Origin of the sequence: Parashewanella hymeniacidonis, from assembly GCF_016900895.1 — a bacterium.
Classification (GTDB): domain Bacteria; phylum Pseudomonadota; class Gammaproteobacteria; order Enterobacterales; family Shewanellaceae; genus Parashewanella; species Parashewanella hymeniacidonis.
In genome coordinates this window covers 1-15,746 of sequence record NZ_JAFEUN010000103.1, presented here as the reverse complement: position 1 = coordinate 15,746, position 15,746 = coordinate 1, and the positions used below count along the sequence as shown (strand labels likewise).

At 39.6% G+C, this 15,746-nt stretch carries 15 protein-coding genes; 9 read left to right on the top strand and 6 right to left on the bottom strand.

What is annotated here, in order from left to right:
- Positions 1–1,000, top strand: a 1,000-nt coding sequence (locus tag JQC92_RS17400) for a transposase (RefSeq protein WP_205000826.1), incomplete at its 5' end; no start/stop codon positions are given.
- A gap of 252 nt (positions 1,001–1,252) precedes the next feature.
- On the opposite strand, the gene megL is transcribed toward JQC92_RS17400, so the two are convergent.
- The 6 genes from megL to pspA all read right to left on the bottom strand — a co-directional run bounded on the left by megL (position 1,253) and on the right by pspA (position 6,463).
- Positions 1,253–2,431 (bottom strand): methionine gamma-lyase, encoded by a 1,179-nt coding sequence (gene megL / locus JQC92_RS17395; RefSeq protein ID WP_205000825.1) that lies wholly within the window; start codon positions 2,429–2,431, stop codon positions 1,253–1,255.
- 154 nt (positions 2,432–2,585) lie between these two features.
- Positions 2,586–3,632 (bottom strand): YcjF family protein, encoded by a 1,047-nt coding sequence (locus tag JQC92_RS17390; RefSeq protein ID WP_239480616.1) that lies wholly within the window; start codon positions 3,630–3,632, stop codon positions 2,586–2,588.
- Positions 3,625–5,070 carry a YcjX family GTP-binding protein gene (locus JQC92_RS17385; RefSeq protein WP_205000824.1) on the bottom strand — a complete coding sequence of 482 codons (1,446 nt, stop codon included), beginning with the start codon at positions 5,068–5,070 and terminating at the stop codon, positions 3,625–3,627. Before JQC92_RS17385 ends, JQC92_RS17390 begins: the two co-directional genes overlap by 8 nt.
- 69 nt (positions 5,071–5,139) lie before the next feature.
- Positions 5,140–5,535, bottom strand: a complete 396-nt coding sequence (gene pspC, locus JQC92_RS17380; RefSeq protein WP_129946519.1) for an envelope stress response membrane protein PspC — start codon at positions 5,533–5,535, stop codon at positions 5,140–5,142.
- Positions 5,519–5,761, bottom strand: a complete 243-nt coding sequence (pspB, locus tag JQC92_RS17375) for an envelope stress response membrane protein PspB (RefSeq protein WP_129946520.1) — start codon at positions 5,759–5,761, stop codon at positions 5,519–5,521. Before pspB ends, pspC begins: the two co-directional genes overlap by 17 nt.
- Positions 5,762–5,782: 21 nt before the next feature.
- Positions 5,783–6,463 carry a phage shock protein PspA gene (pspA, locus tag JQC92_RS17370; protein WP_205000823.1) on the bottom strand — a complete coding sequence of 227 codons (681 nt, stop codon included), beginning with the start codon at positions 6,461–6,463 and terminating at the stop codon, positions 5,783–5,785.
- Positions 6,464–6,637: 174 nt separating this feature from the next.
- Here pspA and pspF point away from each other — a divergent pair, with 174 nt between their 5' ends.
- From pspF to fabV, 8 genes are all read left to right on the top strand, one after another.
- Positions 6,638–7,714 (top strand): phage shock protein operon transcriptional activator, encoded by a 1,077-nt coding sequence (pspF, locus tag JQC92_RS17365; protein WP_205000822.1) that lies wholly within the window; start codon positions 6,638–6,640, stop codon positions 7,712–7,714.
- Between the two features lie 370 nt (positions 7,715–8,084).
- Positions 8,085–8,771: a hypothetical protein gene (locus tag JQC92_RS17360; protein ID WP_205000821.1), complete on the top strand. Its 687-nt coding sequence runs from the start codon at positions 8,085–8,087 to the stop codon at positions 8,769–8,771.
- A gap of 108 nt (positions 8,772–8,879) precedes the next feature.
- Positions 8,880–10,511 carry an ABC transporter substrate-binding protein gene (locus JQC92_RS17355; RefSeq protein ID WP_205000820.1) on the top strand — a complete coding sequence of 544 codons (1,632 nt, stop codon included), beginning with the start codon at positions 8,880–8,882 and terminating at the stop codon, positions 10,509–10,511.
- A complete protein-coding gene (locus JQC92_RS17350) occupies positions 10,508–11,539 on the top strand; it encodes an ABC transporter permease (protein WP_205000819.1) in 1,032 nt (343 codons plus the stop codon). The genes JQC92_RS17355 and JQC92_RS17350 overlap by 4 nt, the downstream gene beginning before the upstream one ends.
- Positions 11,526–12,416 carry an ABC transporter permease subunit gene (locus JQC92_RS17345; RefSeq protein WP_129946526.1) on the top strand — a complete coding sequence of 297 codons (891 nt, stop codon included), beginning with the start codon at positions 11,526–11,528 and terminating at the stop codon, positions 12,414–12,416. Before JQC92_RS17350 ends, JQC92_RS17345 begins: the two co-directional genes overlap by 14 nt.
- A gap of 12 nt (positions 12,417–12,428) precedes the next feature.
- Entirely contained in the window at positions 12,429–13,439 is a 1,011-nt protein-coding gene (locus JQC92_RS17340) for an oligopeptide/dipeptide ABC transporter ATP-binding protein (RefSeq protein ID WP_205000818.1), read from the top strand.
- The gene (locus JQC92_RS17335; RefSeq protein ID WP_205000827.1) at positions 13,414–14,187 is read left to right on the top strand and encodes an ATP-binding cassette domain-containing protein; all 774 of its coding nucleotides are present in this window, start codon (positions 13,414–13,416) and stop codon (positions 14,185–14,187) included. The genes JQC92_RS17340 and JQC92_RS17335 overlap by 26 nt, the downstream gene beginning before the upstream one ends.
- Positions 14,188–14,334: 147 nt before the next feature.
- The gene (gene fabV / locus JQC92_RS17330; protein ID WP_205000817.1) at positions 14,335–15,537 is read left to right on the top strand and encodes an enoyl-ACP reductase FabV; all 1,203 of its coding nucleotides are present in this window, start codon (positions 14,335–14,337) and stop codon (positions 15,535–15,537) included.
- The last annotated feature ends 209 nt before the right edge of the window (positions 15,538–15,746 follow it).

Sequence of the window (15,746 nt, the reverse complement as noted above, 5' to 3'; positions counted from 1 at the left end):
CTACAACCCTCATAAACAAGGACGTCCTAGTCATGCTTATCATTCATACCTTATTGCCAACTTGAGGCTGGTGCTTGATGTAGAAGTTCAGCCTGGAAATCAAACGTCATCATCACACTCTTTGCCTCGATTATTATCACTACTTGAGCAACTTCCGAGTGATTGTAAACCAGAGTTCGTGCGTGGTGACTGTGATTGGGGCGCAGACTCGGTAATGATCGCTTTGGAAGAAGTGACTCAATCGTATCTCTTCAAAATGAAGAAAGGCTCTGGTGTTAAAAAACTTATTCGTTCGCAACATGGACAAGGTGGTTGGAAAGCCTTTAATAACCATTGGGAAGTCAAAGAAAGTGAAATTCAACTAACCAGTTGGAAACATGCCCGCCGTGTCATTCTTATGAGACGAAAGCTTCAAAAAAATGATGAACTGGTGCTGGAGCATAACGTAAACGGTCAGCTATCGTTAGGTTTTATCGAAGAGCCAGAAGAATTTAAGCTTTATGAATACTCGGTTCTAGTTACCGATTTAAACAAGGATGTCATCAGTATCGTACAACTTTATAGAGATAGAGCTGACTGTGAAAATAACTTCGATGAGCTTAAAAACCACTGGGGCTGGGGTGGCTTTACTACACAAAAAATGCACTCTACTCAAATGATGGCTCGAATAGTAACACTGATATACAACTGGTGGAGTTTGTTTGTACGACTCATTAACCCTGATAGTCACCTCGAAGCCATTACAAGCCGTCCATTATTGATGAGCAGTATTGGAAAGCTGACAAAATCAGGTAGACAAAAATTCTTAAAGTTGACTCATAGCCATGCTAACCATGAGGCTGTGGCAGGCGCTTATCAAAGAGTAATGTGGTTTTTTGAGGAGCTGAAATCCACTACTCAGCAGTTAACAAAGAAAGAGTATTGGCAGCTCATTATTGAAAAGATTATTGAGCAAATGGGAGTGAAAAAAGGGCTAATACCGATAACGTCATCAGCCTAAGTAAACTCCAAAGGAAGAGCCAGATAATCAAGCTTAGATCGAGCCACTGGATATTTAGGGTGGAGGGTAACTGATTTATTTAGGTTCAAGTATCATGGGTATACAGCATAATCAGCATAATCAGCATAATCAGCATAATCAGCATAATCAGCATAATCAGCATAATCAGCATAATCAGCATAATCAGCATAATCAGCATAATCAGCATTTAATTTACATAAATATGTTCAAAAAGCAACCAAATTAAGCGTTTTACACTTTATCTAAGGTAACCCTCAAGTCATCGATAATATCTTGAACATTTTCTAGCCCTACAGAAATGCGGATTAAGCTATCAGTAATTCCAGCTGCAGCTTTTGCTTCCTCTGTATAAGGCGAATGTGTCATGGAGGCTGGATGTTGTACTAACGATTCAGCGTCACCTAAGCTCACTGCAATAGTAAATAGTTCTAAGTTATTAACAAACGTCATACTCTTTTCGAAGGATGCATCTAGTTCAAATGCGATAACACCACCACTTCTGAGCATTTGTGAACCAACGAATTTATGTCCTTGATGACTCTCAAGCCCGGGATAAAACACTTTAGATATTTTAGGATGCTGCTCAAGATATTCAGCCACTTGCTCAGCATTGTCACAGTGACGCTGAACTCGAACATCTAACGTTTTTAAACCACGTAAGATCAGCCAAGCATCATGTGGAGAAATGACAGCACCTATGTCCTTTAGTATTTCGAATTTCACCTTTTGCATTATCTCAGCATTGCCACACACAACGCCGGCAATCACATCACCATGACCGTTTAAATATTTAGTTGCGGAATGAATTACCATATCAATACCCAACGAAAGAGGAAGCTGTAATAGCGGGGTCATAAAGGTATTATCTACTATAGAAACAATACTGTGTTGCTTACAAATTTTAGCAACAGCTTGAAGATCAAACACTTCAAGGTGCGGGTTTACTGGAGTTTCACAAAATAAAGCTTTGGTATTAGGTTGAATCGCCGCTTCTATCGCTGTTATATCAGTAAAGTCAACCAGTGAAACATCAATCCCAAAACGTGCAAACTGATGTGTCATCAATGCAAAGCTGCAACCATAAACAGCTCTTGAAGCAATGAGATGATCACCTTGTTGAAGGTTGGCAAGTAAGGCAGCTGAAACCGCTCCCATACCAGAGGCTGTTGCAGCAGCATCTTCAGCCCCTTCGAGTGCAGCCATTTTACGCTCAAGCTCGGAGGTAGTTGGGTTACCTAAGCGAGTGTATATATATCCTTGCTCATCACCACTAAAGCGTCTTCCACCTTGTTCTGCTGTATCAAAAGTAAAAGTTGCACTTTGATATAAAGGCGATACTAAAGCCCCTAAAGACTCTTTTTGTTTACCTGCATGAATCGTTTTTGTCGCAAAATTCCAATTTGCTTTCATAATTCCCCCATGGCTATTTTTATTCTAGTTTGGTTATAGGATGTATATAGCTAAGTAGAATTAACATAAGTGCTTTAGTCGCTTTAATCGAAATTTTGCCTTAATTAACTTTTCTAAATTTGTAAAACCTCTGTTACAGGCAAGTGTTCAGGCTTTAATTTTTAACACTCTTGGCAAAATTTTTGAGTTCGACAAGTAGAGACTTGTGAGCTTTAGAAAGCCTAGGCTTATTGTCCTTATGGAATTGAATCGGCCGACATAATTCCATTGCTTGATACCCTAATCGAGCCGTTAATAAACCGCCCGCTAAACCTTGCCCTAACTTTGCCGATAACTTACCCGTAATTTCAAGAGAGAGCAGTTGGCTGCCAAGATCTGTCAACAATTCACTTGCACCAGCAAACAGAATATTCGTGAATATGCCTCTGATAAGCTTTATTCGACTCATATAACCCAATTCAATTCCGTAGCATTGAGCTAATTCATTGAGCATCTTTTGGTTACGAAGTAGAACTAAAAACATGTCAAGAATGGCAAATGGACTCACTGCCAAAAGAAGGGCTGATTCAGCGGCATATTTGTGAACAATTTTTTTAGCTTTTACATCCACGGCGCTCATTACCGTTTCATCATAAAGCTTTAATAATTCGGAATCATTTAAGTGTGAGTGCGAAAGTTTATGATACGTTGAAACTGAATAATCAAAGGCATCAGGGAGCTTAATACTTGCGATGAATTTGCTCACCTCACCTGTTTGTACACTCTTTTCAACTCTATCGGCCGTTTCTCGCTGATTTTCAATGTCTTTTAATTTCTTAAGTTTTTTATATTCTCTAAACAGACCTCTACCAGCCCAAGCACCAACCAAACCTATGGTTGCTGAATATAAACCAAATAAAAATGGACTTTGCTGCCATGCTGCTGAAAGCGTTAAACCCAACTCTACCATGACTAAAACAAAAACTGACACGACAGCCCAGCGAGCTAACTTACTCCAAGGTCTGGCCTTTTTTAATTTAGAGTCTTGTTCAACATCGTTAAAAAGTGACTCAAACTCAGAATCAGATAAGTCAGTCGTTTCAAATTTTTTCGGAGGTTTTATCAAGCTTTCCTCTTCTGGCTCAAGCAAAGCCTCTAACTCATTGAATTCTTGAGCTGGTTTTAACTGAGCTTTTTCAGCTTTGTCATTTTTTTTAATCAAGTTTATCTCCCAACAAAAACTGCAATAAGTGATCTAAACGAATGTGTTCAAGCATTGGTTTCACTTCACCTTGAAGTGATTCTGGAGGTGCGAAATTAACAAAATTAAACCCCTGTTGTTGCCAAAAATCCTTTTTAGGAAGTGCTTTAGGCACATCGCCGGGATAAAGAGTAACGTCACTTCTGTCATTATTTTTTCGGCCGAAAACGGCTTCAATCTGCTTTCCTTGATGAGTCACTAATCCATGTTTTGTCGCTTTTATGGCGCTTATGGCCATCGTTTCAACATCACAACCTTTGATGCTGGCAAACTGACGACTCTCTTGCAGCATATCATTGAGTAAATAAAGTAAATTAGTTTGTTGATCACGAGTAATATGATCAACTTTGCTTGCTGCAAAGAGCAACTTATCGATTCTCGGTGCAAATAGGCGGCGTAAAATATTAGAGTCTCCAAACTGAAAGCTCGAAAGAATATTTGAAAGAGCAGACGCCATATCATTAAACTGAGCTTGGCCATTATTGAGTGCGGTTAAGCTATCAACCAATACGATTTGTCGATCAAATTTACTAAAATGATTTCGATAGAAGGGTTTTACGACTTTTTCTTTATAACTGTTAAACCGATGAGCTAAAACTTTAAAATAGCTATTATCATCAGTTTCTGAAGTAAATAGAGCCCATTGTTCAGCGGTAAGATGTGACAATGGAAACCAGTTGACTAACGGCGAACCATCAAGATCGCCAGGTAATAACATTCTACCGGGTTGTGCCAAGTAAAAGCCCTTATTGTTTACCAAATCCAGTAATGCATTTCGGTAAAGCTCAGCGATTTTTGCTATTTCTTCATTATCTGCTTTTTCGGTTAAATCGAGCTGACTCAAAGACGATAAGAATGCTGAGTAACAGGTTGATTGCTCTAACTTGTGCTTGTTCTGTAGCTGCTCAAACGACCAGGTTTGATAATCCGTTTTCAGCAGAGGCAAGTCTAATAACCATTCCCCAGGATAGTCCACAATATCAAGAATTAAGGTGGAACGATCGGTAAACTTACTCAATACTCCCGATTTAGGTTGAAAATGAATAGCCAGCCGTATCTCACTAATATTACGTGTAGAAGCTGGCCAATGATTCGGTGACGCTGTGAGTGAATTGATCCCGCCTTGGTAATCGAAACTGGCAATCTCTAAATCAGGCTGCAATTGTCGTTCAACACCAAGCAACCTTTGTTCTCTAGCGACATGCCACAAAGGTAAGGCTTGCTCTTTAAATGTATTACCAGATCGAAGCAATTGATTAACAAGTCCAGTGATAAACGCTGTTTTCCCGGCACCAGATAAACCCGTTACGGCCAAACGAATATGTCTATCTGCAGTTCTACGAATAATTGTCTTCGTTTGTTTTTCAACTTTAGAAATTGTTTTAGAAAGAATGCTCATTAAACGGATAACCCAGAAATAGAAAAGGCACTGGATATCGTCATATTCAGCGCCTTCGAGTAGAGAAAGTTATAAATTATCAATTTGGCGTTTCAAGTCATAACTGTCAGAAGTTACATGACGCTCCATGTTTCGCAATCTCAACTCTAAGGCACGAAACTGCTGATTTACATCTTGAAGCGCCTGAGTCGCAGGCTCACCTGCTTGCCAGAACTTCTTTTTTACTTCGATATCACGGTGAAGGCTATTTTCATCATGTGTTACTGACTTTTCATCAAGAATAAGCCATAAAACAACATACCCTACAAAGATGATTCCCGCACCACCCAAAAGGAAGATTGAAGCAGTAACAACACGAACTAACCAAGTTTCCAGTCCGAAGAATTCTGCTATCCCTGCACAAACACCTGCAAGTTTCTTTTCTTTTGGATTGCGATAAAGCGTTTTTCTATTGCTTGTTGTCATCTCTGTTCCTCCATTCCGGAGACTCCGTATCCAATATCTTTTCTAAAGTTTCAATACGTTGCCCCATCTTATCAGCCGTTCGAATGAGCTCATTAAGTTGTGCAAACTCATCTTCTGATAACCCCTGGCTTACTTGCTTTTTACTTTTGTAATGCAATATCAACCAAATAGGAGCTACGATAACTGTAAACAAGATAAGCGGAGCAATAAGTAAATCTCCATCCATTATTTATTCTCCTATCCTAGATTAAGCTTTAGTCTTATCTTTTTTAGCTTTAACTTTCGCTTTTAAAGCTTCAAGTTCGTTATTTACGTTTTCTTCTGCTTCTAATGCTGCAAACTCATCGGCTAGGCTGTTTTTCTTGCCCATATCATAAGATTCAACCTGTGCTTCAATACCTTCAACACGTCGTTCATATTGCTCAAACTTAAGCATTGCATCATCGACTTTGCTTGAATCAAGCTGCTTTTTCACATTCAAACGTGAAGATGCGGTTTGAGTGCGCATAACGATCGTCTTTTGACGAGCTTTTGCATCAGCGAGTTTTTCTTGAAGTTGCACAACTTCTTCTTTCAAGCGTGCAATTTGTTCTTCAATCACAAGCAACTCATCAGATTGTGCTTTAACAACATCACTGTACTTTTGCTTTTCCATTAATGCTGCTTTTGCTAAGTCTTCACGTTCTTTAGAAAGTGCTAACTCTGCTTTTTCTTGCCAATCTTGCACTTGCTCTTCAGAGCGAGCAATGCGACGTAGCAGCTCTTTTTTCTCAGCCAATACTTTTGCATTGGTAGAACGAACTTCGACTAGCGTATCTTCCATCTCTTGGATGATTAGGCGAACCATTTTTTCTGGGTCTTCAGCTTTATCTAATAAAGAGCTGATATTCGAATTAATGATGTCCGCAAATCGTGAAAAAATTCCCATAATCCATTCCTCAAAGTGATTAATTTCAAAATAGTTATATCAGAGTTCGTGCCAACTTTTGATAACCCTTTATTTTCAACCACTTAAACATTTTTATAACTTTTTCTTTCAATTCTATCAATAGCGACTTATTATAATTTTCACCAAAATTTAGTGGAAAATACCAACAAGACCGTGGCGAATTCATTCAAACAAGATAACCTTATTGGTCAATCTAATGCCTTATTAGAGGTTTTAGAGCATGTCTCACAAGTCGCACCGCTTTCTAAGCCCGTTTTAATTATCGGTGAACGCGGTACAGGTAAAGAGCTCATCGCCGAGCGTCTACATTACCTGTCTCAACGTTGGGATCAAAGCTTTATTAAACTAAATTGTTCATCATTAAGTGAAAACTTATTAGAGAGTGAACTGTTTGGTCATGAATCAGGTGCTTTTACCGGAACAAAAGGCCGTCATGAAGGTCGTTTTGAGCGTGCAGACAACGGAACACTCTTCTTAGATGAATTAGCGAATACATCAGGTTTAATCCAAGAAAAGTTATTGCGTGTTATCGAATATGGTGAATTTGAACGTGTAGGTGGTAGTAAGACAGTTCAAACAGATGTGCGCTTAATTTGTGCGGCAAATGAAGATTTACCTTCTTTAGCTGATGCTGGTGAATTTCGTGCGGATCTACTAGATCGACTCGCTTTTGATGTAATTACCCTTCCACCTCTTCGTTACAGAAAAGAAGATATCATGCCATTAGCGGAATATTTTGCTCTCGGTATGGTTCGACAACTGGATATGCCATTTTTTGCTGGATTTTCTCGCTCAGCGACAGAGCAGCTCTTCGATTATGCTTGGCCTGGTAATATTCGTGAACTGAAAAATGCCATTGAGCGAAGTGTCTATCGAAATGGGACTGAAGCAACTCCGATAGAAGATATCAGCTTAGATCCATTTGAGTCACCTTATCGACCAACCAAACGTGTAAAAACGTTATCTCAACAAGCTGCACCACAAATAAGCAGTGCTGAAGTAACTAGAACAGAGCAGCCAGAAGAAGATATCGAAACATCTCCAACAACGGTAAACATCAGTTTTCCACTCAACTTTAAAGATGAAACAGAACGTTATGAAGTTGAGATCATTCAGCAAGCGCTTGAGCAAAGCCAGTTTAACCAAAAGAAAACAGCTGAAAACCTTGGCTTGACTTATCATCAGCTACGAGGAATTTTGAAGAAGTATAATTTACTCGATAAAACTTAATTATAAGAAAAATATCAAGGATAGATAATAATGAAAAAGTTAGTTATTTCACTCTTAGCTCTAATGAGTTTATCTGGTTGCGGTAGCAAAGATGCCGAACAAGTTAAAGAGGACGCTCTATTAACCTAAAAAACTCAGTTGAACGCTAAATCACTTTTTAAGCTTATGAAAGTAATAAAATAATCTGATTAACTGTTATCACCTATTGGGTGAATCGCTCTACGCTCACAAGCTGGCTAAAATTGCCGTTATCTACGTTAGAACATTTGCAAGTAGATTAACTACTTGCTGCACGTTCTGCCTTGCTACCGACAATTTTTTCTGCGCTTGAGAACGTACCCAACTGAGTTTTCTAGGATTAAGAATAGAAGTGAGTACAAATAGTACTTCTGCAGATTCAAGCTTAGCAACCAATGAACAACACAATGAAGTGGAGATAACGCTTTATGAAATGGCGAAAAAATCTTCCAGTAGCGATCAACGAATCATTGTTGAAATGAAAAACATCTTCACCCTTAAACTCAATGGGATCTCCTATGATTTAGCTGACCACTTCCAAGCGTCTGATCTTTCTGGTCTACCAAACCCGAGATATACAGTCAATTTATCTAATGACGATTTACAATCACTCGAAATAGACTTATCTCTAAACGGTAAAAACTATTCATTAACAGGTGAACTTTCTGATCCATTGTCCGTGATTAACCATACTCATTTATCTGAGCAGTACCTACCATTAGAAGACGATATTCAACTTGATTGGAATACCACTGAATCTGAAACTGAGATAAATATCAGCCAAAGCATGACATACAACGACCAAACATCATGTCACAGAGGTGAGTTTTCAACAGTCCTATCAGCTGATGTTATTACCTATCACTTATTTCAAGTCGGCTTCAACCAAGATTGTTCAACCGAAAACAAACAAAAAATCATAACCAGAGCAGTAATGACGCAATCTTATGATGACTTAAAAATAAACTTCAGTGGTTTTAAGCAAGCGCAATTAAGCTCAAAAAACCAGTATTATTGGGATCATTTACTGGAGTTTTAAGTTATCTGAATGAAGCGAGATCTCCCAAAGCGATCTTGCTCATTGCTCTTAAGTTTTGAAGACTGCTAAAATAGTCAGTTATATGAATTCAAAATAGTTTTACTTAGCATGAACAATTGCCTGTTCCGCTCAATATATAGATTGGTCGTTTCTGTAACCTTAATCTCGACGTTAGTTGCCTGTAAGCAACCCGAGCTTCCAAGTGGTTTAGTGTATTGTTCTGAAGGTAACCCTTCGAGTTTTAACCCGCAATTAGTTACCTCTGGCACTACTGTAGATGCCACATCTCATCAGTTATATGATCACCTTGTTGAATTTGATGCTCGATCAGGTCTTGTCATGCCCGGGCTTGCGGTTAGCTGGAATATCTCTGCAGATCAAAAAACATATACTTTTCATCTTAGAGAAGGCGTTCAATTTCATCATTCTCGGCTATTTACTCCCACAAGAACGTTAAATTCTCAAGATGTTCTCTTTTCATTTAATCGGATTATTGATAAAAAAAATCCATTTCACTCTATATCGAGCACAGGTTACCCTTTTTTCCAGGGCATTGATTTTTCTGGGTTAGTAAAAACCATCAGTGCCCCTGATGAAACAACCGTCGTGTTCAAACTAAATCATAAAGATGCGAGCTTTTTAGCTAATTTAGCTTCTGATTTTGCCGTCATTCTTTCACAAGAATATGCCACACAACTACTTAAGCGAAGAACACTAGAAGAAATCGACAAACAACCAATTGGTACCGGACCGTTTGTGTTTAAGGACTACGCCAAAAACGAATATATTCGCTATAAGCGTAATGAAGAATATTGGGGGAACAAAGCCAAGGTTCAGAACCTTGTTTTTGACATTACGAGAAAGAGCTCTCAACGCTTAGCTAAGCTCATTACTCGAGATTGCAGTGTTTCCGCCCTTCCAAAACCTGACGAAATTAAAGTGGTTAATCAAAACCATCATATTGAGTTACAACAGCAAAAAGGAATGAATGTCGCATATTGGGCATTTAATACCAAAAAAGCGCCATTCAATAACCCTAAAGTGAGGCAAGCCTTATCGTTGGCCATTAACAAAAAAGCAATTTTAAAAGCGGTTTATCACAACACTGCCTCTGAAGCGAAAAGCATTCTTCCTCCTGCGTCATGGGCGCAAACGAATGTATATAATGACATTTACAACCCAGTAAGAGCTCGACAGTTGTTGAAAGAAGCTGGTGTACAAAACTTAGAAATGTCTGTTTGGGCAATGCCAACAGCTCGCGCTTACAATCCTAACCCCATTAAAACAGCACAATTATTGCAGGCAGACTTAGCACTTATTGGTGTTAGAGCGACCATCGTTAGTTACGACTGGAGTGTTTTCTTAGATAAATTAAACGCCGCCACCTATGATTCAGTACTCATTGGCTGGGATGCCGATAATAGTGATCCAGATAACTTTTTCTCTCCATTTTTAAGCTGTGCGTCATTACGTTCGAATAATAATCGCTCCCATTGGTGTAATCAAAAGTTGGATGAATTACTTACAAAAGCTAAGTCAATGACCTCTCAACAAGATAGAAAAGTGATTTATCAGCAAGCAGAAAAATTTATTTATAAACAAAAACCTATTGTGCCTTTGGTTCATAGTAATAGAATGATATTAAAAAGAGCAGATATTCAAGGTGTTCATTTATCACCATTTGGTGGAATATCATTTGCACATGCTTCCCACGTGGCCGCACAGGATAATAATAAATGACTTGGTACATTTTAAGGCGAATAAACCTATTTCTTGCGACCTCTTTGGTCATGCTAGCGGTTTTATTTTACGCCACAAGTTTGTTTCCAGTAGAGCAAAGCGTTGCACTATCTGGGATCCTTAACCCTACCGCTAAACAGCAACAACAGATTGAACAGTCATACCATCTAGATCAGAATGTAGTCGTTCAATTTTACGCTTATTCAAAGCAAAGACTGAGTGGTGATTTTGGATTTTCAGTAACATCTCAGGAATCCATTGCACATGAACTTGCTACCGTATTACCCGCTTCATTTGAACTTGCGTTTATTGCTGGAATTTTGGCTATTGCGGTAGGTGTACCTATTGGCGTTCTAGCTTCGTTTAACCAACATAAAACATCGCAAAATGTCATTATGGCAGCGACCTTAACAGGCTATTCTTTACCCGTTTTTTGGTTAGGACTTATGCTCGCTCATTGGTTTGGTGTTCAAAAAGATTGGCTCCCCATCTCTGGACAAATTAATTTACTTTATGAGATTAAGCCTGTCACAGGTTTTGTCGTTATCGACAGTCTCTTAGCGAGCAATAAGTATGGCACTGCCGCATTTTATGATGCGTTGCATCACTTAGTTTTACCGGCAATTACACTTTCTATTTTACCACTTACGGTCGTCATTCGTATTACTCGTAGTTCCATGATGTCAGTAATGAATAAAACCTACATTCGTGCTGCCGAAGCAAGAGGCTTACATTGGTGGGTGATCATTTGGCGTCACGCACTGCCAAATGCGTTAGTTCCAGTATTAAAGCAATTAGGCGTAATGCTAGGCCCATTTGCGAGTTATGCCATATTGGTTGAAGTGAGCTTCGCATGGCCAGGTGTGGGATATTGGCTAGTTTCAGGTATTTATCAACGAGACTATACCGTGATTCAAGGTGGTGTTTTTGTAGTCGCAATTTTGATCATCTTCTTAAACATTTTAATTGATGTAATTCATACTTCAACCAATCCTATCACCAAGAAAGAATTTTATGGCACGAATTAAAATATATCAGGACAATGCCATCCCCTCTCCAGGAAAACGAACTTGGCTTGCGTTTTCTGGAAATCCTTTTGCGCTTGTTGGCCTTTGGGTTATGTTTTTATTGGCACTTATTGTTATCTTTGGAAGTCATCTGGCTCCTTATCCCGCCGAACTTCAAGATGCGAATGCATTGCTGGTTCCGCCGTCTTGGGACCCCAATGGAAGTGTCGATCACTTTCTAGGAACCGATGGTCTTGGTAGGGATATTCTCAGTCGCTTGCTTCATGGCGCACACTTAACGTTTGGTTTGTCATTTATCATTGTTTTTTTCGCACTTGCTGTGGGCTTTTTTATCGGCTCTTTATCAGGAATGATGAAGGGCTTGAAATCGAGTATTTTGGGTCACTTACTTGACGCACTACTTTCGATTCCATCTCTCCTAATGGCAATGCTGGTTGTTGCAGTTCTTGGCACAGGCTTACAAAATGTATTCTGGGCTGTAGGGTTGGCACTTATTCCTCAATTTGTTCGTGCTGTTCATCAAGCAGTCCATGAAGAATTACAGAAAGAATACGTTACTGCAGCAAAACTTGATGGTGCGAATCATTTTCAAATTTATTGGTTTGTCGTTATGCCAAACGTTTGGGATGTAGTGATTATTCAAACTACTTTGGCCTTATCTGTAGCTATTTTGGATATTGCAGCACTCGGGTTTCTCAATCTCGGCGCTCAAGCCCCAAGCCCTGAGTGGGGGGCAATGGTATTACAAGGTACAGAGCACTTTTTAATTGCACCATGGACAGTAACCATTCCTGGCTTTGCTATTTTGACTACTGTGTTATCCATTAATTTAGTCGGTGATGGCTTGCGCAGCGCACTTGCACCAACAAGAGGCTAAAGGACAACTTTTATGCCACTACTTGATATAAGAAATCTAACGATTGAGCTCAATACACCTCACGGAAAAGTTAAAGCACTCGAGCGGATCAGCTTGACGCTTAATGTAGGGGAGATTCAAGGATTAGTTGGAGAGTCTGGTTCAGGGCGCAGTTTGCTTGCAAAAGCAATTATTGGTTTGTCCGAACCTAATTGGACCGTCAATGCAGATAGATTAATGTTTGATGGTAAGAACTTGATGACAATGTCCAATCGGGAACGTCGTGCACTCATGGGTAAACATATTGCGATGGTGTTCCAAGATCCAACAGGCAGTTTTGACCCTGCAAATGATGTTGGATCACAATTGTTAGAAGTAATGCCAGTGCCCAAAGGTACTCCTTTTTGGCGACGACACTCTGAAAGAAAAAAACAAGCTGAAAAATGGCTCCATAAAGTCGGAATAAAAAACACCAAAGAAGTGATGGACAGTTATGCGTGGGAACTCTCTGACGGTGAATGCCAAAAAGCCATGATTGCAATGGCCATTGCCAATAAGCCACAACTTCTTATCGCTGACGAACCAACAACCAATATGGAAGCCAGCACACGGGCTCAAATATTTCGATTATTAAATCAATTAAATCAGCTCCAAAACGTATCAATATTGTTGATCAGTCATGAATTAGAAAACCTCACGAAATGGTGTAATACTCTAACGGTGATCTATTGTGGCCAAATTGCAGAATCAGGCCCTACTTCTAAAATAATGGAAAAGCCATTTCACCCGTACACCAGGACATTACTTGCTCACTTACCGAATGCAGAGCAACAAGTCGCCCATAAATCAATGATGCAGACAATGCCTGGTTCTATCCCAGCTTTACAACATCTCCCAATAGGTTGCCGTCTCGGGCCCCGTTGCCCTAAAGCCGAACGTAAGTGCGTTAACCAGCCTCTCATTGCCAAAGATAAAGACAGAAACTTTGCTTGCCATTTCCCGTTTAATAGAGAAACAGATAATGACGCCAATTCTAGAAGTTAAAAACCTTCGAAAAACCTATTATTCGGGCTACCGCAATTTCAAGCGACAAGCAAACGATGCGTTAAAACCGATTTCTTTCGATCTACAACCTGGTGAAACATTGGCCATTGTAGGAGAAGCAGGATCGGGGAAAAGTACATTAGCAAAAATATTAGTAGGTGCCGAAAGCCGAACGGGTGGCGATATTTTATTTGATGGCACTTCATTAGCAAGACGGAACGTAAAGCAGCGCTGCCGGCTGATTCGAATGATTTTTCAAGATCCAAACACCTCATTGAATCCTAGGTTAACCATTGGCGAACTCTTAGATGAGCCGTTAAAATTCAATACCTTACTTTCAGAAAGGCAGCGTTATGATCAAGTGATGTCAACGCTGAAACAAGTTGGTTTACTGCCTGAGCATGCGGACTTTTATCCACATATGATATCTGAAGGACAAAAACAACGTGTTGCAGTGGCAAGAGCACTGATGCTTAACCCTAAAGTCATTATCGCCGATGAAGCACTCACTGCGCTGGATTTGTCTGTCAGAGCACAAATACTCAATTTACTGATTGGCTTACAGCAAGACCTTGGGTTATCTTTTATTTTTGTCTCTCATAACCTCAATATCATCAGACATATTAGTGATAATGTCATCGTCATGAAAGATGGTGAGATTGTAGAGCAAGCCGAAACTCAGGAACTATTTACCAACCCACAGCACCCATACACTAAGAAGCTACTCAGGGATCAAGAACTGGGATGACTGACTGCTCCAACCACTGAATATAATGGCACTTTTTAACAAAAATCAGTGCCTTTTTTTGATGAAATCATTATCCTAGTGGCAATTCTTAGGGGTGATTTTTCATTTTAGCTCCCTCGGCTCAACATATTAAATAGAAGAACGACTATGATTATTAAACCAAAAACTCGTGGTTTCATTTGTACAACCACTCACCCGAAAGGCTGTGAAGCTAACGTTCTTGAACAAATCAATATCACTAAAGCAAATGGAAAATTAAGTAACGGCCCTAAAAAAGTTTTAGTTATCGGTTCTTCAAGCGGTTACGGTTTAGCATCTCGTATTACAGCAGCTTTCGGTAACGATGCAGCAACAATTGGCGTATTCTTCGAAAAACCAGGAACTGAGAAAAAACCTGGAACGGCTGGATTCTATAACTCAGCTGCATTTGATAAATTTGCAAAAGCAGAGAACTTATACTCTAAAAGCATCAACTGCGATGCTTTTAGCCATGAAGCAAAACAAAAAGCCATTGAGTTGATCAAAGAAGATCTGGGTCAAGTTGATATGGTGGTATATTCACTCGCTTCTCCAGTTCGTAAAATGCCTGACTCAGGTGAAGTTATACGTTCTTCACTCAAGCCTATTGGTGAGGATTACCATTCAACAGCCGTTGATACCAATAAAGACTTGATTATCGAAGCCACCGTTGAACCAGCAACAGAACAAGAAATCCAAGATACTGTCACTGTAATGGGCGGCCAAGATTGGGAACTTTGGGTTAATGCACTTTTAGAAGCAGGCGTATTAACTGATAACTGTAAAACGGTTGCCTATAGCTACATCGGTACTGAGCTCACATGGCCAATCTACTGGCATGGTGCACTTGGTAAAGCAAAAATGGACTTAGATCGTGCTGCACATGCCCTTAATGAAAAGTTAGGTGTGAAAGGCGGAAGTGCAAACGTTGCTGTACTTAAGAGCGTAGTTACTCAAGCAAGTTCTGCTATTCCGGTGATGCCTCTTTATATTGCCATGGTATTCAAGAAGATGCGTGCTGAAGGCACTCATGAAGGCTGTATTGAACAAATTAACCGCATGTTTAGCGAGCGTTTATACCGTTTAGACAATGCAGCAGCTGAGACGGATGAACAAAACCGTTTGCGTCTTGATGATTGGGAACTTCGTGACGAAATTCAACAACATTGTCGCGACCTATGGCCACAAATCACGACTGAGAATTTAGCTGATTTAACCGATTACCGTGAATATAAAGAAGAGTTCTTAAAACTGTTTGGATTCGGCATCGAAGGTATTGATTACGAAGAAGACGTGAACCCACAAGTTGAGTTTGATGTAGTTGAGCTTTAATATTTAAAGTTAATTTTTAATAAGATGCCGCCCAACGTTGTTGAGGCGGCATCTTTGTTTTATTCGTTGTTCATCAAGCTTGTTTCTGGACATAAACGTGTTTCGGTTTCGGTTCGTAATCAAAAAATTGCATTAGAAAAAGTATCTCTGAAATCAAATTTCTGAAAGCTACGACTAGCCCTAAAAAACAACTTAGGGCTTACATCAGA